At 71.5% G+C, this 20,836-nt stretch carries 21 protein-coding genes; 15 read left to right on the top strand and 6 right to left on the bottom strand.

Annotated elements, in window-relative coordinates:
* Nucleotides 1-14 precede the first annotated feature (14 nt).
* Genes J7F03_RS24515 through J7F03_RS24500 form a run of 4 tightly spaced genes read right to left on the bottom strand, consistent with a single transcriptional unit; the run spans nucleotide 15 to nucleotide 3,511 of the window.
* Nucleotides 15-1,163 carry a nitronate monooxygenase family protein gene (locus tag J7F03_RS24515; RefSeq protein ID WP_251072393.1) on the bottom strand — a complete coding sequence of 383 codons (1,149 nt, stop codon included), beginning with the start codon at nucleotides 1,161-1,163 and terminating at the stop codon, nucleotides 15-17.
* Between the two features lie 4 nt (nucleotides 1,164-1,167).
* Nucleotides 1,168-1,908, bottom strand: a complete 741-nt coding sequence (locus tag J7F03_RS24510) for a CoA-transferase subunit beta (protein ID WP_214952936.1) — start codon at nucleotides 1,906-1,908, stop codon at nucleotides 1,168-1,170.
* Nucleotides 1,905-2,765 (bottom strand): CoA transferase subunit A, encoded by an 861-nt coding sequence (locus tag J7F03_RS24505; protein WP_214952934.1) that lies wholly within the window; start codon nucleotides 2,763-2,765, stop codon nucleotides 1,905-1,907. Before J7F03_RS24505 ends, J7F03_RS24510 begins: the two co-directional genes overlap by 4 nt.
* Entirely contained in the window at nucleotides 2,762-3,511 is a 750-nt protein-coding gene (locus J7F03_RS24500) for an enoyl-CoA hydratase family protein (RefSeq protein WP_214952932.1), read from the bottom strand. The genes J7F03_RS24505 and J7F03_RS24500 overlap by 4 nt, the downstream gene beginning before the upstream one ends.
* A 56-nt stretch (nucleotides 3,512-3,567) precedes the next feature.
* Here J7F03_RS24500 and J7F03_RS24495 point away from each other — a divergent pair, with 56 nt between their 5' ends.
* From J7F03_RS24495 to J7F03_RS24485, 3 genes are all read left to right on the top strand, one after another.
* Nucleotides 3,568-4,332 carry an SDR family oxidoreductase gene (locus J7F03_RS24495; RefSeq protein WP_214952930.1) on the top strand — a complete coding sequence of 255 codons (765 nt, stop codon included), beginning with the start codon at nucleotides 3,568-3,570 and terminating at the stop codon, nucleotides 4,330-4,332.
* A 651-nt stretch (nucleotides 4,333-4,983) separates the two neighbouring features.
* A complete protein-coding gene (ltrA, locus tag J7F03_RS24490) occupies nucleotides 4,984-6,756 on the top strand; it encodes a group II intron reverse transcriptase/maturase (protein WP_214952928.1) in 1,773 nt (590 codons plus the stop codon).
* Between the two features lie 98 nt (nucleotides 6,757-6,854).
* Nucleotides 6,855-7,763 carry an SDR family oxidoreductase gene (locus J7F03_RS24485; protein WP_251072416.1) on the top strand — a complete coding sequence of 303 codons (909 nt, stop codon included), beginning with the start codon at nucleotides 6,855-6,857 and terminating at the stop codon, nucleotides 7,761-7,763.
* A 136-nt stretch (nucleotides 7,764-7,899) separates the two neighbouring features.
* Here the strand turns inward: J7F03_RS24485 and J7F03_RS24480 are convergent, their stop codons facing one another.
* Complete coding sequence (locus J7F03_RS24480; RefSeq protein ID WP_214952924.1) at nucleotides 7,900-8,499, bottom strand: hypothetical protein; 600 nt, start codon at nucleotides 8,497-8,499, stop codon at nucleotides 7,900-7,902.
* Between the two features lie 234 nt (nucleotides 8,500-8,733).
* On the opposite strand from J7F03_RS24480, the gene J7F03_RS24475 reads away from it, so the two are divergent.
* The 6 genes from J7F03_RS24475 to J7F03_RS24450 all read left to right on the top strand — a co-directional run bounded on the left by J7F03_RS24475 (nucleotide 8,734) and on the right by J7F03_RS24450 (nucleotide 14,177).
* Nucleotides 8,734-9,516: a 2-keto-4-pentenoate hydratase gene (locus tag J7F03_RS24475; RefSeq protein ID WP_214952922.1), complete on the top strand. Its 783-nt coding sequence runs from the start codon at nucleotides 8,734-8,736 to the stop codon at nucleotides 9,514-9,516.
* 12 nt (nucleotides 9,517-9,528) lie between these two features.
* Complete coding sequence (locus J7F03_RS24470; RefSeq protein ID WP_214952965.1) at nucleotides 9,529-10,455, top strand: acetaldehyde dehydrogenase (acetylating); 927 nt, start codon at nucleotides 9,529-9,531, stop codon at nucleotides 10,453-10,455.
* Nucleotides 10,452-11,492, top strand: a complete 1,041-nt coding sequence (gene dmpG / locus J7F03_RS24465; protein ID WP_214952920.1) for a 4-hydroxy-2-oxovalerate aldolase — start codon at nucleotides 10,452-10,454, stop codon at nucleotides 11,490-11,492. Before J7F03_RS24470 ends, dmpG begins: the two co-directional genes overlap by 4 nt.
* A 153-nt stretch (nucleotides 11,493-11,645) precedes the next feature.
* Complete coding sequence (locus J7F03_RS24460) at nucleotides 11,646-12,809, top strand: Rieske 2Fe-2S domain-containing protein (protein WP_214952918.1); 1,164 nt, start codon at nucleotides 11,646-11,648, stop codon at nucleotides 12,807-12,809.
* A complete protein-coding gene (locus J7F03_RS24455; protein ID WP_214952916.1) occupies nucleotides 12,809-13,039 on the top strand; it encodes a ferredoxin in 231 nt (76 codons plus the stop codon). Before J7F03_RS24460 ends, J7F03_RS24455 begins: the two co-directional genes overlap by 1 nt.
* 115 nt (nucleotides 13,040-13,154) lie before the next feature.
* The gene (locus J7F03_RS24450; protein ID WP_308379943.1) at nucleotides 13,155-14,177 is read left to right on the top strand and encodes a ferredoxin--NADP reductase; all 1,023 of its coding nucleotides are present in this window, start codon (nucleotides 13,155-13,157) and stop codon (nucleotides 14,175-14,177) included.
* 90 nt (nucleotides 14,178-14,267) lie between these two features.
* On the opposite strand, the gene J7F03_RS24445 is transcribed toward J7F03_RS24450, so the two are convergent.
* Nucleotides 14,268-15,137, bottom strand: a complete 870-nt coding sequence (locus J7F03_RS24445; protein WP_214952912.1) for an IclR family transcriptional regulator — start codon at nucleotides 15,135-15,137, stop codon at nucleotides 14,268-14,270.
* 244 nt (nucleotides 15,138-15,381) lie between these two features.
* Here J7F03_RS24445 and hsaA point away from each other — a divergent pair, with 244 nt between their 5' ends.
* From hsaA to J7F03_RS24415, 6 genes are all read left to right on the top strand, one after another.
* The gene (hsaA, locus tag J7F03_RS24440) at nucleotides 15,382-16,551 is read left to right on the top strand and encodes a 3-hydroxy-9,10-secoandrosta-1,3,5(10)-triene-9,17-dione monooxygenase oxygenase subunit (protein ID WP_214952910.1); all 1,170 of its coding nucleotides are present in this window, start codon (nucleotides 15,382-15,384) and stop codon (nucleotides 16,549-16,551) included.
* A complete protein-coding gene (hsaD, locus tag J7F03_RS24435; RefSeq protein ID WP_214952908.1) occupies nucleotides 16,548-17,408 on the top strand; it encodes a 4,5:9,10-diseco-3-hydroxy-5,9,17-trioxoandrosta-1(10),2-diene-4-oate hydrolase in 861 nt (286 codons plus the stop codon). The genes hsaA and hsaD overlap by 4 nt, the downstream gene beginning before the upstream one ends.
* A 20-nt stretch (nucleotides 17,409-17,428) precedes the next feature.
* Nucleotides 17,429-18,334, top strand: a complete 906-nt coding sequence (locus tag J7F03_RS24430; protein ID WP_214952906.1) for a VOC family protein — start codon at nucleotides 17,429-17,431, stop codon at nucleotides 18,332-18,334.
* A complete protein-coding gene (locus J7F03_RS24425) occupies nucleotides 18,322-18,861 on the top strand; it encodes a flavin reductase family protein (RefSeq protein WP_308379942.1) in 540 nt (179 codons plus the stop codon). The genes J7F03_RS24430 and J7F03_RS24425 overlap by 13 nt, the downstream gene beginning before the upstream one ends.
* Nucleotides 18,858-20,516 carry an FAD-dependent oxidoreductase gene (locus tag J7F03_RS24420; protein ID WP_214952904.1) on the top strand — a complete coding sequence of 553 codons (1,659 nt, stop codon included), beginning with the start codon at nucleotides 18,858-18,860 and terminating at the stop codon, nucleotides 20,514-20,516. The genes J7F03_RS24425 and J7F03_RS24420 overlap by 4 nt, the downstream gene beginning before the upstream one ends.
* Before the next feature lie 68 nt (nucleotides 20,517-20,584).
* Nucleotides 20,585-20,776 (top strand): hypothetical protein, encoded by a 192-nt coding sequence (locus tag J7F03_RS24415; RefSeq protein ID WP_214952903.1) that lies wholly within the window; start codon nucleotides 20,585-20,587, stop codon nucleotides 20,774-20,776.
* Nucleotides 20,777-20,836 lie beyond the last annotated feature (60 nt).

Genomic DNA, 20,836 nt, shown 5'->3' with positions numbered 1-20,836 from the left:
TTGGGGAACGGCTCTCATGGGGCAAGTCTGGTCGCGGAGAGGGGGGACCCCCCTGGTGGGGGCGGGGTGCGGGGGGGGGGCGGGGGGGGGGGGGGCGCGGGGCCGGGGTGGGGGGAGCCCAGGCCGTGCAGGGCTGCCAGCACGGTGTGCGCCTCGGTCATGACGCGGGTGACGAGCTCCGCACACGACGGAAGATCGTCGATCACGCCCGCGACCTGGCCCGATGCCATGACACCGAGGTCCGTACGGCCCTCGACCATGGAAGCCTTGAGGAGCATGGGGGTGTTCGCGGCGAGCAGCACCTGGCTCCAGGACAGGTCCTTGCCGTGTTTCATCGCGAGGCCGTCGCGGACCATCTGCGCCCAGGACAGGCCCGAGAGCTTCTTGAAGCCGGCCGCGTGCCGCACCGCCTTGGCCAGCGCCTTCGCCCGGCCCGCCCGCTCCAGGGACGCGACCAGCTCGCTGCGGAGCATCCGGTGCGGGAGCCCGTCGACGGCCGTGGTGACGGTGACGTCCTTGACGCCGGCCTTCAGGTACTCGGCCTTGACCGCGTCCGGGACGGTCGAGTCGGAGGTCAGCAGGAACCGGGTGCCCATGGCGATGCCGGCGGCACCGTAGGCCAGCGCCGCGACCAGGCCGCGGCCGTCGCTGAAGCCGCCCGCCGCGATCACCGGGATGTCGACCGCGTCCACCACCTGCGGCAGCAGCACCGTCGTGGCCACGTCGCCGGTGTGCCCGCCGCCCTCGCCGCCCTGGACGATCACCGCGTCCGCACCCCACGCCGCGACCTTCTCGGCGTGCCGGCGGGCCCCGATCGAGGGGATCACGACCACGCCCGCGTCCTTGAGCCGCGCGATCAGCTCCTTGGACGGGGCGAGCGCGAACGATGCCACCCGGACGCCCTCGTCGATGATCAGCTGGGCGCGCTCGGCCGCGTCCCCGGCGTCCGCCCGCAGATTGACCCCGAACGGGGCGTCCGTACGGGACTTGACCTCGTGGACCGCGGCCCGCAGCTGGTCCATCGTCATCGTCGCCGAGGCCAGGATGCCGAGCGCGCCCGCGTCCGCCGCCGCCGACACCAGGCGCGGACCCGCCACCCAGCCCATGCCCGTCTGCACGATCGGATGCCGGACCCCGACCAGCTTGGTGAACGCCGTCTCCATCGGATCAGACCCGCACTTCCCGGTCGCGCAGCCCCTTGGGGTCGATGACCTCCCGGATCAGCCGCAGCTCCTCGGCACCCGGCTCCCGGGTGTACGGAACCTCGTCCGAGGCGGCCAGTTCGAAGCCGGTGGCCGCCCGGACCTGCTCCACCGTGACGCCCGGGTGCACGGAGACCAGGCGCATGGAGTGGTCCGGGCCGGTGAAGTCGAAGACGCCGAGGTCGCTGACCACCCGGGGGAGCCGGTGGAAGCGGGTCACCCCGGCCGCCTCGGCGCGGTCGTAGCCCACTCCGCTCACCATGTCGACGCGCTCGACGAACACCCGGGTCGAATGCCTGGGGATCCAGTAGCTCACCGGATTGTTCAGGGTGTTCACGGGAGCGCCGCGCACCCCGAGGAGCTGGCGGGCCGGCTGCTCCCAGTCGCCGATGCAGGAGATGTTCTGGTTGCCGAACCGGTCGATCTGGCTGGCGCCCATCATCACGTGCCGGCGCCCCCCGGTGACCATGGTCAGATGGCGGCGGTACGGAAGCCAGCCCTCGGCCGTCCCGTCGAGGCCGACCAGCATGGCTTCGCCGTCGGTCAGCAGCAGGTCGGGGGAGAAGGTCCGCTTCGCCAGCCGGGCCCCGAAGGAGGGCACCAGGCCCATCGGGCTGGCCAGCACCTCGCCGTTGTCGCGCCAGGCCTCGGCGCAGGCGATCACGCAGTACTCCGCTCGGCTGATGGTGGTGGTCGTGCCGCTCACTGCTGCTCCTCGTGCCAGGCCTGGACGGCCGACCGGTAGGCGTGCTCGCTGCCGCCGGAGAGGAAGCGCTCGGCGAACTCGGGCCAGGGGGTGGTCGCGTACAGCTTCTGGAAGGCCTCGTCCCGGTCGTAGTCGGGGACGCAGGAGGTGAAGTGGGCGCCGTTCGGCGTCTCCACGACCCCGGTGACCGAGTGGCGGCTGACCAGCAGGGACTGCGGGGGGCCGGCCTTGGAGAGCTCGGCGGTCTCGACGAGCTGCTCGCAGCTGACGTACGCGGCGTCGGCGGCCTCGCAGAACAGGTCGTCGAAGTACGGGTCCGGGCCCAGGTACTGGGCGTTGCCGTGCCGGTCGGCGCGGTTGAGGTGGACCAGGGCCGCGTCCATGCGCAGCGCGGGGACGGCGACGAACTCCTCGCCGTCGGCGTAGGGGGAGGTGACGGTGCGCAGCCCGGGATTGACGCGCATGACGTCGGAGCCGAGGCCGGCGCGGACGGGGAGGAAGGGCAGCCGGTTGGCGGCGGCGTGCAGGCCCCACATGAACATGGCCTCGTCGAGCTCGGTGAGGGGGAAGGCGCCGCTCTCGCGGGCAGCCCGGTAGTGGGGCTCCAGGGGGATGGAGTCGAGGGTGACGAAGGGGGTGACCAGCTTCGCGATCTTCCCGGCGGCCGCGAGCAGGCCGACGTCGGGGCCGCCGTACGAGACCACCGTGAGGTCCGTGACCTCGGAGCGCAGCAGCGCGCGCACCAGGGCCATGGGCTTGCGCCGCGAACCCCAGCCGCCGATGCCGATGGTCATCCCGCTGCTCAGCCGCCCGACCACCTCGTCGGCGGTCATCGTCTTGTCGCTCTGGCCGGTCATGCCGGTCCCTCCTTGCCGAAGGTGTCGCGGACCCGGTCGGCGACACCGCTGAGATTGGCCTCGAAGGTGAAGCCCTGTTCGAAGCGGTAGCTGCGGCGCACGTCCACGGGGTCGATGCCGTTGATGGCCGCCTTGGCGAGCCGGATGAGATAGCCGTCCTTCTTGGCGATCTCGGCGGCCAGCTCCAGGGCGGCCCCCCGCAGTTCTCCGCGCGGGACCACCTTCCAGACCGAGCCGTGCGCGTGCAGTTCGGCGGCGGTCGCGGTGCGCGAGGTGTAGTACAGGGTGCGCATCATGTGCTGCGGTACGAGCCGGGCCAGGTGGGTGGCGGCGCCGAGGGCGCCCCGGTCCAGCTCGGGCAGACCGAAGGTCGCGTCGTCGGAGGCGACGATGGCGTCGGCGTTGCCGACCAGGCCGATCCCGCCGCCGAGGCAGAAGCCGTTCACGGCCGCCACGACCGGCACTTCGCACTCGTACACGGCGGCGAAGGCCTCGTAGCAGCCCCGGTTGGCGCCGATGAGCGAGGCGTGGCCGGTGTCGCGCTGCATCTCCTTGATGTCGACGCCGGCGTTGAAGCCGCGGCCCTCGGCGGCGAGGACGACGCACCGGACCTCGGGATCCCGGCCGGCCGCGCGCAGGGCGTCGGCGAGGTCGTACCAGCCCTGCACGGGCAGTGCGTTGACGGGCGGGAAGTCGACTGTGACGAGTGCGATGCCCTTGTCGGGGCTTGAGGTGGAGACACCCATGAGCGGATCAGCTACCTTTCCACCAAACATTTGTTAGGTGAGGAAGGTAGCAGCCGATGGAGCTCAACGGGAGGGTTGTGGTCGTCACCGGCGGAACCCGGGGCGTCGGCGCCGGGATCGCGCGGTCGTTCCTCGCGGCGGGCGCCGAAGTCGTCGTCTGTGCGCGCCGGCCGCCGGAGGAACCGGTGGCGGTGGACGGCCGTTCGGCGTCCTATGCCGCCCTCGACCTGCGCGATCCGGCCGCCGTACAGGACTTCTTCGGATCGGTCGCCCGGCGCCGCGGCCGCCTCGACTGCCTGGTCAACAACGCCGGCGGGACCCCGTACCGGCTGCTCGGCGAGGGCGAGGCGGAACGCCACGCGAGGGTCGTCGAGCTGAACCTGGTGGCCCCGATGACCGCCTCGCTCGCCGCGTACCCGTGGCTGCGGGAGGCGCGCGGCTCGGTCGTGATGATCGGCAGCGTCAGCGGCACCCGGCCCTCGCCGGGGACCGCGGCCTACGGGGCGGCGAAGGCGGGACTGGAGAACCTGGCCCGCTCCATGGCCGTCGAGTGGGCCCCCGAGGTACGGGTCAACTCGCTGGTCCTGGGCATGGTGCGGACCGAGCTCTCGCACCTGCACTACGGCGACGAGAGCGGAATCGCGGCGGTCGGCGCGACCGTCCCGCTGGGGCGGCTGGCCGAGCCCTCGGACGTGGGCGACGCGGCGGTCTTCCTGGCCTCCGACCGGGCGGCGTACGTGAGCGGCGCGAGCCTGCTCGTGCACGGGGGCGGCGAGCGCCCGGCGTTTTTGGATGCGGCAACTGCGAACAAGGAGAGCTGACAGTGCGACACGAGGTCGCCGTAACAAGTAGGCCAGGAAAGGAGTCAGTTATGGCCTCCGGCCAGTGATCAAGGCCGGTTCCCACCCCCGGGTGCGTCGCTGGCAACGGCGGGGTGCTGAGCGCGGGGATTCAAGCCCAAGAGTTTGCGGGCCATCGCGAACCACAGGTGAGGGAAAGGTCGGAAGGAAGAACGAAAGTGAACCCCCATAGTTACGCATCGTTAACTCCACGTCGCGTCATGGTCTGCAATCGGCGGCGGAAAGGTCCCGCGTTGAGAGGCATGAAGCGGGTGCTGGGGCTTGTCACCTCAGCGCTGGATCACCGCTGACCTCGGTGCAAAGGGGGCTTCCTCACCGGCCGCATCTTGTTGCGGCGGAACGTGGAAACCCCGTAAGGGTCCGGCTTCGGCCGGTAAGCCGGAGGTAACGAAGGCCCACTTCCCTTGCGGGACAGGATGTTCCGGGAAGCGAATGCTGTCAGGTGAAAACCAAGAGGAAACGAGCGGACTACGGGGACTCCTCCACCGCCCATAACTCGACAGATACCGGCGAATGCCGGGCCCGAAAGGGAGCCGACGCGGAACAGGTAGGCCGAAGAAGTGGAACTTCTGGAAGCATTAACTGGGGCGCAAGTTAGATACTGGAGGTGGAATGGAAACGCTGGAAACTATCGGAGTGGCTATTCCTGAACCAGGGAACGGAACCTCAGACGAGTTCGATCGGTACTGGGCTGACATCGACTGGCCCGAGACCGAGCGGAACGTCGTGCGTCTGCGACAGAGGATCTTCAAGGCGTCTCAGGAGGGGGACCTCAAACAGGTTCGGAACCTCCAGAAACTCATGCTGCGCTCCCACTCGAACACGCTCTCCAGCGTGCGCAGAGTGACCCAGCTCAGCACGGGCAAGGCGACAGCCGGCATTGACGGCGAGCGTGCTCTGACCCATCGGGGCAGGGCGAAACTGGTTTCGGAGATTGCTGCCGAGTCTGGGCTCAGGGTCAAGCCGGTCCGCCGTGTGTACATCCCGAAGGCGAACGGGAAGGAACGGCCGCTCGGTATCCCAACGATCAGGGACCGGGTCCACCAGGCCAGGGCGAAGAACGCCCTCGAACCTGAGTGGGAGGCCCGTTTCGAGGCGCGGAGCTACGGCTTCCGTCCCGGGCGGAGCTGCCACGATGCCATCGTGACGATCTTCAACGTCTCTGCGAAGAAGCGCGCGCGGAGGCTGTGGGTCCTCGATGCGGATCTGTCAGCGGCCTTCGACCGGATCGACCATCGGCACCTGATGAGGGCGATTGGGGACTTCCCCGGTAGGGGCATGGTCCTGCGATGGCTCAAAGCGGGGGTCATGGAGGGCGGAGGGTTCGCCCCGACGGAGGAAGGCACTCCGCAGGGGGGAGTCATCAGCCCGCTCCTTCTCAATATCGCCCTGCACGGGATGGAAGAGGCGGCAGGAGCACTTTCGGACAAGCAGACAGTCGCGGGTCGGAGGGCTCCAGTTCTGGTGAGGTACGCCGATGACTTTGTTGCGCTGTGCGCGACGAGGGAAGAGGCGGCGGGTGTCAAGTCGCGTCTGGAGGAATGGTTCAAGCCCCGGGGGCTGGCCTTCAACGAGGAGAAGACCAAAGTGGTCCACCTCGAAGAAGGCTTCGACTTCCTCGGTTTCAACGTCCGCCGGTACAACGACAAAATGATCATCAAGCCTAACCGGGATGCCGTGAGGCGAAGAAAGCGCGAGATTAAAGAGATCGTCCGGCGCATGGCGGGGGCTCCGGTAGCGGACCTTATCTACCGGCTGAACCCGATCATCCGAGGATGGTCGACTTACTATCGCGGCGTCGTCTCCAAGGGCACATTTGGAAAAGTCGACGAATATATGTGGAAACTGTTGTGGCGCTGGGCTGTGCGAAGGCACCGCAAAAAGGGCCACAAATGGATCGCCGCCCGGTACTGGGGGGCCTTCCTTCCAGGTAGTCGTAACCAGTGGATATTCGGCGACCGGGAGACCGGGAACAGACTCCACCGGTTCTCCGAGACCAAGATCGTCAGGCGTGTGGCAGTCAAGGGCCGGGCATCGAAGGACGACCCGAGTCTGACCACGTATTGGGCGGGCAGGCGAAGAAGTCGCCCGCACCCACAGGCCGACGGCAAGACCCGCGTCCTCCTGGCGGTGCGACAGAAGGGCCTGTGCCCGCACTGCGGTCACGACTTGGTAGCCGGTGACAGCTACGAACCTCAGAGCGCCCGCGAATGGGTGCGCTGGTTCACGGCGTCGACGCGGGGGACGCACGTCCACCACGTCATTCATCGGAGCCAGGGCGGCTCGGACGACAAGAAGAACCTTGAACTCATTCACGCGGAATGCCACCGGCGGCACCATGCCGCCGGAGGACACCAAACCCAGAGACTGGAGAAACAACCATGACTGAGCACGCCGATGGCCCGCTTGAGCCGGATGCGTTGAGAGGCGCACGTCCGGTTCTGAGGGGGGACCGGTCCGGGCGACCGGCCGGTCCTACCCGACTGGGACTTGCCGAAGGCCGTGTGGTCATCGTGACGGGCGCGGGACGGGGACTGGGCCGGGCCCACGCGCTGGCCTTCGCCGCGGAGGGCGCGCGCGTGGTGGTGAACGACCTCGGAGTCGGTCTCGACGGCCGGCCGGAACCGGACGGCCCGGCGGCGCTCGTGGTCGCCGAGATCCAGGCGCTGGGCGGGGAAGCGGTGGCCCACGGCGGGGACATCGCGACGACGCAGGGCGCGGCCTCGCTGGTCGAGACGGCCGTCTCGGCCTTCGGACGCCTGGACACGCTGGTCAACAACGCCGGGTTCCTGCGCGACCGAATGCTCGTGAACCTGTGCGAGGACGACTGGGACGCCGTGACGCGCGTGCACCTGAAGGGGCACTTCCTGCCGCTGAAGCACGCGGCGGCCTACTGGCGGGCGGAGGCGAAGGAAGGCCGCCAAGTGGCCGCGCGGGTCGTGAACACGTCCTCGGGGGCGGGGCTCCTCGGCTCGGTGGGCCAGGGCAACTACAGCGCGGCCAAGGCCGGGATCCTCGGACTGACACTGGTGTCGGCGGCGGAGATGGGCCGTTACGGGGTCCAGGTGAACGCGATCGCCCCGGCCGCGCGGACCCGGATGACGGAGCGGGCCTTCGCGGACACCATGGCCGCCCCGGAAGCCGGGGCCTTCGACGCGATGGCTCCGGAGAACGTGTCACCGCTGGTGGTCTGGCTGGGCTCCGACGCGTCGGCCGGGGTCACGGGCCGGGTCTTCGAGACCGAGGGCGGACGCATCACGGTGATGGAGGGCTGGCGGCCGGGACCCACGGCGGACCGCGGCGCGAGGTGGACCCCGTCGGACGCGGGGGAGGCGGCGGTGAAACTCCTCGCGGAGTCCGAGCGGCCGCAGCCGGTGTACGGGGCGCGGTGACCGGAGGGGGCCCGGGCTCCTGGCTCGTGGCCCCCGGCTTCGGCCCGCGGCCCCGCGCCGGCCGCGTACGAGCGCGGCCGGCGCGGGGCCGCTGCGTGAGCGCCCCAACGTGTCAGCGCGTCAACGCCTCAACGTGTCAGCGCGTGACGGGCTTCGGGGCGGGTGCGGCCGGCACCACCTCGAAGTCGTACTCGTGGATCGTCCGCGCGAAACCGCAGACGCCGTCCTTGCCGGCGTACCGGCCGTAGTCGAAGGCGAACCCCTGCCCGGCCTTGGACTTGACGTCGGCCCGGACGCGCATCTTGACGTCGGCGCGGGCGCCGGGCTTCAGGGTCCCGCCGATCGTGGCGAACTTCGAGGCGTGGGGCATCGTCTGCCACTTCTTCGCGGCCTTGTCGTACCACTGCGTCGTGATCTTGAGCTCCGCGTACGTGTCGCTCGCGGAGGCCGAGGCGTCCACGTTCGCGCCCACCGCCTTCAGCGGGCTCGCGGAGGTGTTGACCGTGCGGAAGGTGAAGGCGGACCAGGTCCCCGCGACGAGCCGGGTCGGGAACCCCACCAGCTCGGAGGTGGTCCGCTCGTCGGTCACCGTCCACTGCGCGCAGGAGGCGAAGGGATCGGCGGCGACCGGCGTCGCCGCGGCCGGCTGGGCGACGGCGGCGGGCGCCGCGATCAGTACGGCAGGTGCCACGACGATCGTCGCGGCAAGGGTCGCCAGGGTGCGGCGCATGTTCATGGAGCTCTCTTTGCTGGTGTTCCGGCAGTGCTCCGGGCTGGGCCCGGGGGCTCGTGCGCGGTGGCGCAATCGCGAGCCGCAACTAAGACCTCCGAACCGCCGCGGAGGTTGCCCGGAGCAAGCAGATTCCTATCCAGCGGCCTTTCCCGGTGACCGGGAAAACGGCCTCCCGGCGCCGGAGGCGGGCCGTCTAGCCTCGCCGCACCGAATCCGCCCCTCCCGCAAGGAGCGCACATGCTCTCGGACCGCCACCGGCTCCGCGTCGCTGAACTGCTGCGGTCCGCCGAACACGGGCGGACGCCCGTCGCACCGCTCAGCACCCGCTTCCCCGGCATCGACGCCGAGGACGCGTACGGGATCCAGCTCCTCAACATCCGCCACCGCCTCGCGAACGGCGAGCGGATCACCGGCCACAAGGTCGGCCTGTCCTCCCCGGTCATGCAGGCCATGATGGGCGTGGACGAGCCCGACTACGGGCACCTGCTGGACACCATGGAGCTGCGCGGCGACACGCCGGTCCCCGCCGCCGCGTACTGCGCGCCGCGCGTCGAGGTCGAGGTCGGCTTCGTCCTCGGCGCCGACCTGCCCGGCGAGGGCTGCACCGCCGCCGACGTCCTGGCCGCGACCGAGCGGGTCGTCCCCGCCCTGGAGCTCATCGACAGCCGGATCGCCGACTGGCGCATCGCCATCGCCGACACCATCGCCGACAACGCCTCCTCCGCCGGATACGCCATCGGGGAAGGGCGCGATCCGCGCGAGCTCGACCTCAAAGCGATCGACGCCACCTTGACCAGCGGCCCCGAAACCCTGGCGAGCGGCCGCAGCGACGCCGTGCTCGGCGACCCCGCCGCCTCCGTCGCCTGGCTGGCACGCACCGTCGCCCGCTTCGGCGTCGGACTGCGCAAGGGCCACCTGATCCTGCCCGGGTCCTGCACCCGCGCCGTGGACGTGACCGCCGGGCGGACGTACACCGCCGACTTCACCGGGCTCGGCCCGGTGTCTCTCTCCTTCTGCTGAAGCTCCGAGGTGATCACGATCAAGACGAAAGCGACCGCCGCCATCGTCGGCTCCGGGAACATCGGAACCGATCTGCTCTACAAACTCCAGCGCTCCCCGTACATCGAACCCCGCTGGATGATCGGCGTGGACCCCGACAGCGAGGGCCTCGCCCGGGCCCGCCGCGCCGGACTCGACGCCTCCCACGAGGGCGTCGACTGGCTGCTCGCCCAGGACGAGCTGCCGGACCTGGTCTTCGAGGCCACCTCCGCCTCCGTGCACCGCGCGAACGCGCCGCGCTACGCCGAACTCGGCATCAAGGCCGTCGACCTGACCCCGGCCGCCGTCGGCCCCGCCGTCGTGCCGCCCGCCAACCTGACCGCCCACCTCGACCGGGCCAACGTCAACATGATCACCTGCGGCGGCCAGGCCACCATCCCCATGGTGTACGCCGTCTCCCGCGTGGTCCCCGTCGCCTACGCCGAGATCGTGGCCTCGGTGGCCTCCGCATCGGCCGGCCCCGGCACCCGCGCCAACATCGACGAGTTCACGCGCACCACCGCCCGGGGCATCGAGGACATCGGCGGGGCCGCCCGCGGCAAGGCCATCATCATCCTCAACCCCGCCACGGAGACATCAGCGACCGGCGCCGCGGGCCCGGTCATCATGCGCGACACCGTCTTCTGCGCGATCCCCGCCGACGCCGACCGCGAGGCCATCACCGCCTCCGTCAAGCGGACCGCCGCGGACGTGGCCGCCTACGTACCCGGCTACCGGCTGCGCGCCGAGCCGCAGTTCGACGACCCCTCGCCGCTCAGCGGCGGGATGGCCCGGGTCGCGATCTTCCTGGAGGTGGAGGGCGCCGGCGACTACCTGCCGCCCTACGCCGGAAACCTCGACATCATGACCGCCGCCGCCACCAAGGTCGGCGAGGAGTTCGCGAAGGGACTGCTCGCGTGAGCACACGTACGGATACGACGTACTCCGGCACCCTGGACATCCGGATCACCGACTCCTCGCTGCGCGACGGCTCCCATGCCAAGCGGCACCAGTTCACCGGCGAGGACGTACGGTCCGTCGTGGCCGCCCTCGACGGCGCGGGCGTCCCCGTCATCGAGGTCGCGCACGGCGACGGACTCGGCGGATCCTCCTTCAACTACGGCTTCTCCAAGACCCCCGAACAGGAACTCATCAAGATCGCCGCCGACACGGCCCGGAACGCGAAGATCGCCTTCCTGATGCTGCCGGGCCTCGGCGTGAAGGACGACATCCGCGCCGCGCACGCGGGCGGCGGGCAGATCTGCCGGATCGCCACCCACTGCACCGAGGCCGACATCTCCGTCCAGCACTTCGGGCTCGCCCGCGAGATGGGCCTGGAGACCGTCGGATTCCTGATGATGGCCCACTCCACCACCCCGGAGAACCTCGCCCGCCAGGCCCGGATCATGGCCGACGCCGGCTGCCAGTGCGTGTACGTGGTCGACTCCGCCGGCGCCATGGTCATGGACGACGTCACCGACCGGGTCGCGGCGCTCGTCGCCGAACTCGGCGACGACGCCCAGGTCGGCTTCCACGGCCACGAGAACCTCGGCCTGGGCGTGGGCAACTCGGTCGCCGCCGTCCGCGCCGGCGCGCTCCAGATCGACGGCTCGACCCGCCGCCTCGGCGCGGGCGCGGGCAACACGCCCGTCGAGGCCTTCGCCGCCGTCTGCCTGAAGATGGGCATCCGCACCGGCATCGACGTCCTGAAGATCATCGACGCGGCCGAGGACGTGGTCCGCCCCGTCATGGACGAGGAGTGCCGACTCGACCGCATGGCCCTCCTCATGGGCCACGCCGGCGTCTACTCCAGCTTCCTCAAGCACGCCTACCGCCAGGCAGAGCGCTACGGGGTCTCCGGCGCGCACATCCTGCTGCGCGCGGGCGAACGCGGGCTCGTCGGCGGCCAGGAGGACCAGCTCATCGACATCGCCGTCGAACTCGCCGCCGGGCGCTGAGCCGCGCGCTTCACCACCGCGCCTCGAACACCGGCGGCCACCGCCGGGAGGCGCCCCCGACGAGGGGGCCGGGGAGGAGCCCCGGCAACCCGTACCCGCCGAACGGCACTGCGCACCACCCCGCCGTCACCCCAACGAAGTGGAGGGCCACCCATGACCTTGACGACCCCGGCAGAGGAAGCGCCCCGTGTCATCGAAGCGGCCGCCGTGCCGACCCGGTTCGCCCGGGGCTGGCACTGCCTCGGCCTCGCCGCCGCCTTCAAGGACGGCAGCCCGCACGAGGTGCAGGCCTTCGGCACCAAGCTCGTCGTCTTCCAAGGGCAGTCCACGACGGGAGGAGGCGGCGGCGAGCTGAGCGTCCTGAACGCCTACTGCCCCCACATGGGCGGCAACCTCGCCCACGGCACCGTCAAGGGCGACACCGTCGCCTGCCCCTTCCACGACTGGCGCTGGTCCGGCGACGGCCGCTGCGCCGCCGTCCCCTACGCCCGCCGCGTCCCGCCGCGCGCCAAGACCCGCGCCTGGACCGCCCTGGAACGCAACGGTCAGCTCTACGTATGGCACGACCCGCAGGGCAACCCGCCCCCGCCCGAGGTCACGATCCCCGTCATCGAGGGCGTCGGCGACCCCGAGTGGAGCGACTGGAGCTGGAACTCCCTGCGCGTCGAGAACTCCAACTGCCGCGAGATCGTCGACAACGTCGTCGACATGGCGCACTTCTACTACGTGCACTACGCCTTCCCGCACTACTTCAAGAACGTCTTCGACGGGCACGTCGCCACCCAGTACATGGAGTCCACCCCGCGCGGAGACGTCGACCTCGGCACCCTCTCCACGGGTGGCGGCCTGCGCTCCGACGCCTCCTACCACGGCCCCTCGTACATGATCGACAAACTGTGGAGCGACGTCGGCGGAGGCACCGAACTCGAATCCGTCCTCATCAACTGCCACTACCCGATCGACGAGAACAGCTTCATGCTCATGTACGGGGCCATCGTCAAGAAGCTCCCCGGCATGAGCGGCGAGCAGGCCGCGGAGGCGGCCCGGCTCACCTCCGAAGGCCTCGCCGTCGGCTTCGAGCAGGACGTCGAGATCTGGAAGAACAAGACCCGCATCGACAACCCCCTCCTCACCGAGGAGGACGGCCCCGTCTACCAGCTCCGCCGCTGGTACGAGCAGTTCTACGTCGACACCGCCGACGTCAAGGACGAGATGGTCCGCCGCTTCGAGTTCGAGATCGACACCACCCGGGCCACCGCCGCCTGGAAGGCCGAAGTCGCCGAGAACCTCGCCCGCCGCGCGGCCGGGGCCCGGTGATGACCCCGGTCGTGTGCGGGGAGTGCGGCACCCGGGTGCTGTGCGAGAAGTTCAGCCCCGCCCACACCCAGGTCCAGTGGACGGACGAGGCCGCCGCCGTCTGCCCGCGCATCGCCGCCGAGGTCGCGGCGGGCGGGCTCAGCGCCCGCGTCCGCTCCTGCGGAGCCCTGCGCGAGGGCATCGAGGCGGCCGTCCTGGAGGGCCGCCTGGAGGTGCCGGCCGATGTCTGACACCGACGGGCTTACGTCGCCCCGCGCGGCACCGCCCCGGAGCGCGGCCCCGGCTCCGGCTCCGGCTCCTGCTCCGGGTTCGGCCCCTGCTCCGGCCCCTGCTCCGGCTCCGGCCGTGGGCGGAGCCCCCGGCGCGGTGCCGGTCCGCGTCACGGAGCGGGTCCAGGAGACCCCCGACGCGGTCTCCCTCGTCCTCGACGCGCGACTCCCGTACCGCCCCGGGCAGTTCCTCACCGTCCGGATCCCGGGCGGGGCGGCCCGCTGCTACTCCCTGGCCGGCTCGCCGCACACCGGCGACCCGCTGCGGATCACCGTCAAGCGGGTCCCCGGCGGCGCGGGCTCCGGCTGGCTCTGCGGGAGCGTGGCCGTCGGCGACGAGCTGGAGGTCCTGCCGCCCGCCGGCACCTTCACCCCGCCCGACCTGGACCGGGACCTGCTGCTGGTGGCGGGCGGCAGCGGGATCACCCCGGTGCTCTCCATCGCCAAGTCGGCCCTCGCGGCCGGCCGGGGCCGGGTCGCGCTGGTGTACGCCAACCGGGACCCCGGGGCGGTGATCTTCCGCGACGAGCTGTGGGGGCTGGCCGAGGAACACCCCGGGCGGCTCACGGTCCTGCACTGGCTGGAGAACCTCCAGGGGCTGCCGACCGCCGCGCAACTGGGCCCGCTCGTGGCCCCGTACGCGGACCGCGAGGCCTACCTGTGCGGGCCCGCCCCGCTGATGGACGCCGCCGGGACGGCCCTGCGCGCGGCCGGCGCCCCGGACGGCTCCGTCCACCGCGAGCGGTACTTCTCCCTGAGCGGCGACGTCTTCGCCCCGGCGCCGGCCCCGCCGGAGTCCCGGGCGGATCCCGGAGACGGGGGCGCCACCGCCGAGGTGGATTTCGACGGGGCCGTGCACACCGTGGCCTGGCCGGCCGGGACCCCGCTCCTCGACGCGCTGCTCGCCGCGGGCGTCCCCGCTCCGTACTCCTGCCGCGAGGGCGCCTGCAGCGCCTGCTGCTGCCGGGTGCTGGAGGGCGAGGTCAAGATGGTCCGCAACGAGGTCCTGGACCGCGAGGACCTGGCCGACGGCTACGTCCTGGCCTGCCAGGCACTGCCCCTCGCCGACCGGGTCCGGATCACCTACGACGGAGACTGAGCCGCGCCCAAGGAAAAGGATCCGGGCCCGGCCCCCTGGCGAGGGGTCGGGCCCGGATCCTTCATTCGTGCGATGGAGTACCACTACCCACTACATCCACTCGCTGAACCGCAGCCACCCCATCATGTTGTCCATCGCCTGCGAGGAGACGGCCGGCTCCGGATCCCGGGCCGGCGCGGCGGCGGCCCGCCCCGGCCGGCCCGGCCCGTACAGCTCCCGCCACACCGCCCGCGCGCAGGCCAGTACCGCCGGTGCCAGCCGGGCCGGCTCCCGGTCGCCGCGGCCCGAGGACACCGACACGGCGGCGACGGCCCGCCCGGCACCCCGTAGCGGCGCGGCCACGCAGGAGATGCCCCGGAAGCTCTCCTCCCGGTCGTAGGCGACCCCGCGCTCGCGGACCGCCGCCAGCTCCGACCGCAGGGCGAGCGGCCGGGTCAGCGTGCGGGCGGTGCGCGGCCGCAGCCCCTGCGCGAGGACGTGTTCCACGGCGGCCGGATCGCTGAACGCCAGGATCGCCTTGCCGGTGGCCGTGCAGTACGCGGGCATCCGGCCACCGACCCGGGAGGGCACCGTGGTGGCCTCCGAACCGCCGATCCGCTCCAGGAACACCACCTCGGCCCCGTCGAGCACCGACAGGTGCACCACCCGGCCCGTCTGCTCGTGCAGCTCGTGCAGCAGCGGCAGCGCTGCCCGGCGCAGCCGGTTGTGGTGGGAGGCGAGCGCGCCCAGTTCCAGCATGCGCATGCCCATGCGGTAGTCCCGGCCCTCGCGGTCCAGCCAGCGCAAGTGCACCAGCTGGTCGAGGATCCGATGGGCGGAAGAGCGTGGGATTCCGGAGCGGCGCACGACCTCGGTGAGCGACAGCCGCGGCTGTGGACCCTCGAAGGCGTTCAGCACCCTCGCGGCCTTCTCCAGCAGCGACAGCGGTGCGGGCGCTGTCTCCATGGCCTGGTCGAGCATCGAGAAAACCCCCTGAGTGAGGCGTTGGGGCGACCCTGCCACGCGCCCCCGGCCGGAGGGAAGCACCCGGAGAGGTGTATTTCATTCAGTAATACTTCGAGTAGTCGTTTCGAGTCGTTCCGGAAGCCGAGAGGGGCTTCCCACTCAGCGGGAACAGCTCGTTCCGCGCCCGGATCGCCCGGCGTACGTTCCTCGCCATCGATCCCGAACACCCGAAGATCCTTTGATTTGAGAAGGGGACACCATGAGTGACGAAGAGGTCCTCGCAGCGGTCCGCGCCCTCGCCCCCGCCCTGCGCGAGCGCAGCGCAGAGGCCGAAGCGCAGCGCAAGGTTCCCGAGGCGAGCATCAAGGAACTGGCCGCCACCGGATTCTTCCGGCTGCTCCAGCCCAAGGCGCACGGCGGCCGCGCGGCCCATCCGGCCCTCTTCTACGCCGCCGTCAAGGAGATAGCCAAGGCCTGCGGCTCCACCGGCTGGGTCGCCTCCGTCGTCGGCGTCCACCCCTGGCACGTCGCCCTCTACGACCCCCGCGCCCAGGAAGAGGTCTGGGGCCAGGACCAGGACACCCGGATCTGCTCCTCCTACGCCCCCACCGGCAAGGTCACCCCCGTCGACGGCGGATTCACCGTCAGCGGGCGCTGGCACTTCTCCTCCGGCTGCGACCACGCCGACTGGGCCCTGCTCGGCGGACTCGTCACCGACACCGAAGGCCGCCCCGTCGACATGCGGACCTTCCTGGTCCCGCGCTCCCAGTACCGCGTCGACGAGGTCTGGGACACCGTCGGCCTGCGCGGCTCCGGCTCCAACGACATCGTCGTCGAGGACGTCTTCGTCCCCGAGCACCGCGCCCTCAGCTTCGGCCCCGTCACCGCCCTGCAGGTCCCCGGCCACCGGATCAACCCCGAACCGCTCTACCGGCTCCCGTACGCCTCCGTCTTCACCACCACCATCTCCACCCCCGTCGTCGGCATCGCCGAAGGCGCCTACGACGGCTACGTCGCCGCGACCCGCGAACGCTTCCGCATCTCCTACGGCCAGCAGGTCGCCGAAGACCCCTTCGCCCAGGTCCGCATCGCCCGCGCCGCCAGCGACATCGACGCCTCCTGGCTCCAGCTCCAGCGCAACATCAGCGAGCTCTACGCCCTCGCCGAACGCGGCGAGGAACTCCCGATGCCGCTGCGCACCCGCGCCCGCCGCGACCAGGTCCTCGCCACCGAGCGCTGCGTCGCCGCCGTCGACCTCCTGATGGAGAACGCGGGAGGCGGCGCCATGCGCACCGGCGCCAACCCCGTCCAGCGCGCCTGGCGCGACGTCCACACCGGCCGCGGCCACGCCGCCAACGACCCCGAGCGGGCCCTGGTCCTCTTCGGCCAGGGCGCACTCGGCCTCGACATCCAGGACACGATGTTGTGAGCGCGCGGGCCCTCTCCTACGAGAACACGTCCAAGACCGCCCCTGCCGGCGGCCTGACCCTGCACTACCACGAGGCCGGCCCCCTCGACGGCCCCGTCGTGATCATGCTGCACGGCGGCGGTCCCGGCGCCTCCGGCTGGTCCAACTTCGGCGGCAACCTGCCCCACTTCGCCGACCGCTTCCGCACCCTGCTGGTCGACCAGCCCTGCTACGGCCGCTCCGACAAACCCGAACCCGACCGCGACTACTTCAGCTTCAGCGCGAACGCCGTCCTCGCCCTCATGGACGAACTCGGCATCGAGCGGGCGAACTTCATCGGGAACTCCCTCGGCGGCGGCACCGCCACCCGACTCGTCCTGGACCACCCCGGCCGCGTGGACAAACTCCTCCTCATGGGCCCCGGCGGCATCTCGCTCAACCTCTTCTCAGCCGACCCCACCGAAGGCATCAAGCGGCTCTTCGAGTTCAGCCTCGCCCCCGAGCCCACCCGCGAACAGATGCGGACCTTCCTCACCACCCTCGCCCACGACCCGGCGATCGTCACCGACGCCCTCGTCGAGGAGCGCTACGCCCAGGCCACCGACCCCGAAGCCAAGCTCGGCAACGCCCGCATGGGCGCCTCCTTCGCCAAGTGGCCCGAGGCCACCATGCTCTGGCGCGAAGCCCACCGCATCAGCCGCCCGGTGCTGCTGACCTGGGGCCGCGAGGACCGCGTCAACCCGGTCGACGGGGCCTTCCTGGCCCTCAAGACCATCCCCGACGCCCGCCTGCACGTCTTCCCGCACTGCGGGCACTGGGCGCAGACCGAGGCCGCCCACGAGTTCAACCGCCTCGCCACCGACTTCTTCCTCCACTGACCCGCCTCAACGGAGACCCCATGGACATCCGCGCACTCGGCTACCTCCGCATCGAGACCGCCGACCTCGCCGCCTGGCGCACCTACGTGCTCGACATCCTCGGCATGGTCGAGGCCGAAGGCACCACGGAGAGCCGCCTCAACGTCCGCATCGACGACCGCACGCACCGCTTCCAGTTCGTCGCCGGCGCCCACGACCGGCTGCTCGCCGCCGGCTTCGAAGTGGCGAACGCCCGCGCCCTGCACGAAGCCGCCGCCGAACTGGAGAGCGCCGGCCACGCCGTCAAACAGGGCGACGACGCGACCCTCGCCGACCGCCGCGTCCAGGGCCTCATCCACTGCGAGGACCCCAGCGGCAACCCCCTGGAGATCTACTGGGGCCAGGCCCAGGACCACGGCCCGCTCGGAACCCCGTACGGCAACCGCTTCGTCACCGACGGCCCCCACGGCAACCTGGGGCTCGGCCACGTCGTCCTGCCCGCCGCCCGCACCGAGGCCACCCTCGACTTCTACGAGAACCTCCTCGGCTTCCAGCTGCGCGACTCGATGCGGCTGCCTCCGGTCGCCGTCCCCACCGGCGAGAGCGGCCGGGACTTCCACTGGATGCACTTCCTCAGCCCCAACCGCCGCCACCACAGCCTCGGCCTCTACCCGGGCGCGCTGCCGCCCGGCATCGTCCACTTCATGGTCGAGCTGGAGACCCTCGACGACGTCGGCTACTGCCTCGACCGCATGAACAAAGCCGGCATCCCCATCGCCTCCACCCTCGGCCGGCACTCCAACGACCACATGGTGTCCTTCTACGCCCAGGCCCCCGGCGGCTTCCAGGTCGAATACGGCTGGGACGGGCTGCTCGTCGACCCCGCCACCTGGACCGCGAAGGAGATCACCGCGGACAGCTTCTGGGGCCACCAGTGGAACGGCTGACCACCTCCTCGCCGGCCCGGGACGGGCACGGCCCCGCCGGGCGGGACCCGGTGGACCCCGCCGCCTTCCGGGAGGTCCTCGGAGCCTTCGCCTCCGGCATCACCGTCGTCGCGGCCCTCGCGGACGACGGCCGTCCGGCGGGGCTGGCCTGCCAGTCCTTCGCCTCCCTCTCCCTCGACCCGCCGCTGGTCCTGCTCTGCGTCGGGAAGGGCTCCTCCAGCTGGCCCAAGGTGCGGGCCGCCGGACGGTTCGGCGTCAGCATCCTCGCCGAGGAGCAGCGCGCGGTGTGCGAAGCCCTCGGCCGGCGGGGCGAGGAGAAATTCGCGGACGTCGACTGGGAGCTCTCCGCCCACGGAGCCGTCCGCGTCACCGGCGCCCTCGCCACCGTCGACTGCGCCCTCGAAGACGTGCACGAGGCGGGCGACCACTACCTCGTCACCGCCCGGGTCCTCGAACTCACCGCCCGCGACGGCGGATCACCCCTGCTGTACTACCGCAGCGACTACGCCACGGGAGCCTTCGGATGACAAGTGAGCACGCCTACGACGTGGTGGTCGTCGGCTCCGGCGCCGCCGGATTCGCCGCCGCCGTCACCGCCCGGCTGCGGGGCCTGAGCGTCCTCGTCGTCGAGAAGACCGACAAGTACGGCGGCTCCACCGCCCTGTCCGGCGGCGCGATCTGGGTCCCCGGCACCTTCCACCTCGACCGGGCCGGCCTCGCCGACAGCCGGGAGAAGGCCCGCGCCTACCTCGACGCCACCGTCGGCGACAGGGTCCCGGACGCGCGCAAGGACGCGTACCTCGACCACGGGCCGCGCATGGTCAAGGAGTTCCACGACCGCACCGAGATCCGCTTCATGTACACCCCCGGCTACTCGGACTACTTCCCCGAGGCCCAGGGCGGCATGGCCCAGGGCCGCTCCATCGAGCCGTGCATCGTCGACTTCAAACGGCTCGGCGACCTGGCCGGTTCCATGCGCCGTGCCGGACTGCCCACGTACGGGCTGACCATGACCTCCTACGACTTCCGCTTCCTGAACATGGTCGGCCGGACCTGGGCCGGCAGGAGGAGGTCCGTCCGGGTCGGCCTGCGCGCGGTCAAGGCGCTGGCCACCGGCAAGCGGCTCCTCTCCCTCGGCGAGGCGCTCATCGCCCGCATGCGGCTCTCCCTGGACCGGCTCGGCGGCGACCTGTGGCTGTCGGCGCCGCTGACGGGCCTGGCCACGGACCCGGCCGGGCGGGTGACGGGCGTACGGGTCCTGCGCGGAGGGCGCGAGGTGACCGTGGCGGCCCGGGGCGGAGTGGTGCTGGCCTCGGGCGGGTTCTCGCACGACCAGGCGCTGCGCGAGAAGCACCTGCCCGCGCCCACGTCCACGGCGTGGACGCACGCCTCGGAAGGCCAGAGCGGCGACGCCCTGCGGCTCGGTGAGGAACTGGGGGCCGCCACCGACCTGCTGGACAAGGTGTGGGGCGCGCCGTCGGTGTGCCCGCCGGGGGAGAAGCCCTTCTTCCTCGTCGCCGACCGGGGCATCCCGGGGATGGTCATCGTCAACGAGGCGGGGGAGCGGTACGCCAACGAGGCCCTGCCCTACCACGCGTTCGTGGACCGGATGTACGCCGCCGACCGGCCCGGGGCGACGACCGTACCGTCCTGGCTCGTCCTGGACGCCCGCTCCAAGTCCCGGTACCTCTTCACCGGCCTCTTCCCCGGCCGGCCCTTCCCGAAGAACTGGCTGGAGAGCGGCTTCGTGAAGAAGGCCGACACCGTCGGGGAACTGGCCCGCGCGATCTCCGCCCCCGGCCTGCCCGCCACGATCGGCCGCTTCAACACCTTCGCCGCGGCGGGCGTCGACCAGGACTTCGGGCGGGGGGAGAGCGTCTACGACCGCTACTACGGCGACCCGACGCTGCCCAACCCGAACCTGGCGCCGATCGAAAAGGGCCCCTTCTACGCGGTCCCCGTGCACCCGGGAGACATCGGCACCAAGGGCGGACTCGTCACCGACACCGACGGGCGGGTGCTGCGCGAGGACTCTTCGCCGATCGAGGGCCTCTACGCCGCGGGCAACTGCTCGGCGGCGGTGATGGGGGAGACCTACCCGGGGCCGGGCGCGACGATCGGGCCCGCGATGGCCTTCGGCTGGGCCGCCGTCAACGCGATCGCGCGGTCGCCGGCGCACTGACGGCCGCCGGCGTGAAGGCGCCGGCGGAGGGGTGTGTGCCGGCCGCGAGGGCCGGGCACACCGCCCCCATGAGCGGAGTCGTAGCCTTCCTGATAGTCCTGGCCATGACCGTCCTCGGCTGGGGCGTGATCTTCATCGTGGCCAACCGCCAGGCCGCGGCGAAGCCCGGGCCGCGTGGCGGCGGCGACAGCGGAGGCGGCGACGGGGGCTGCGGCGGGGGAGACGGCTGCGGGAGCGGCGGCGGAGGGTGCGGCGAATGAGCGCTCGTGTCGTTCGCGTTGCTCATGTCGCGCACGTCGCTCCCCTTGCTCCCGTTGCCC

Origin of the sequence: Streptomyces sp. ISL-43 (genome assembly GCF_018614195.1) — a bacterium.
Classification (GTDB): domain Bacteria; phylum Actinomycetota; class Actinomycetes; order Streptomycetales; family Streptomycetaceae; genus Streptomyces.
The sequence above is the reverse complement of the archived record's forward strand: the minus strand, read 5'-3'. Positions and strand labels throughout refer to the sequence as shown.

Bases quoted from the DNA above. Each gene is read 5' to 3' on its own strand.
- J7F03_RS24515 (WP_251072393.1), bottom strand. From the start codon at position 1,163: ATGGAGACGGCGTTCACCAAGCTGGTCGGGGTCCGGCATCCGATCGTG.
- J7F03_RS24505 (WP_214952934.1), bottom strand. From the start codon at position 2,765: ATGACCGGCCAGAGCGACAAGACGATGACCGCCGACGAGGTGGTCGGG.
- J7F03_RS24500 (WP_214952932.1), bottom strand. From the start codon at position 3,511: ATGGGTGTCTCCACCTCAAGCCCCGACAAGGGCATCGCACTCGTCACA.
- J7F03_RS24495 (WP_214952930.1), top strand. From the start codon at position 3,568: ATGGAGCTCAACGGGAGGGTTGTGGTCGTCACCGGCGGAACCCGGGGC.
- ltrA (WP_214952928.1), top strand. From the start codon at position 4,984: ATGGAAACGCTGGAAACTATCGGAGTGGCTATTCCTGAACCAGGGAAC.
- J7F03_RS24480 (WP_214952924.1), bottom strand. From the start codon at position 8,499: ATGAACATGCGCCGCACCCTGGCGACCCTTGCCGCGACGATCGTCGTG.
- J7F03_RS24475 (WP_214952922.1), top strand. From the start codon at position 8,734: ATGCTCTCGGACCGCCACCGGCTCCGCGTCGCTGAACTGCTGCGGTCC.
- J7F03_RS24460 (WP_214952918.1), top strand. From the start codon at position 11,646: ATGACCTTGACGACCCCGGCAGAGGAAGCGCCCCGTGTCATCGAAGCG.
- J7F03_RS24455 (WP_214952916.1), top strand. From the start codon at position 12,809: ATGACCCCGGTCGTGTGCGGGGAGTGCGGCACCCGGGTGCTGTGCGAG.
- J7F03_RS24445 (WP_214952912.1), bottom strand. From the start codon at position 15,137: ATGCTCGACCAGGCCATGGAGACAGCGCCCGCACCGCTGTCGCTGCTG.
- hsaA (WP_214952910.1), top strand. From the start codon at position 15,382: ATGAGTGACGAAGAGGTCCTCGCAGCGGTCCGCGCCCTCGCCCCCGCC.
- J7F03_RS24430 (WP_214952906.1), top strand. From the start codon at position 17,429: ATGGACATCCGCGCACTCGGCTACCTCCGCATCGAGACCGCCGACCTC.
- J7F03_RS24420 (WP_214952904.1), top strand. From the start codon at position 18,858: ATGACAAGTGAGCACGCCTACGACGTGGTGGTCGTCGGCTCCGGCGCC.
- J7F03_RS24415 (WP_214952903.1), top strand. From the start codon at position 20,585: ATGAGCGGAGTCGTAGCCTTCCTGATAGTCCTGGCCATGACCGTCCTC.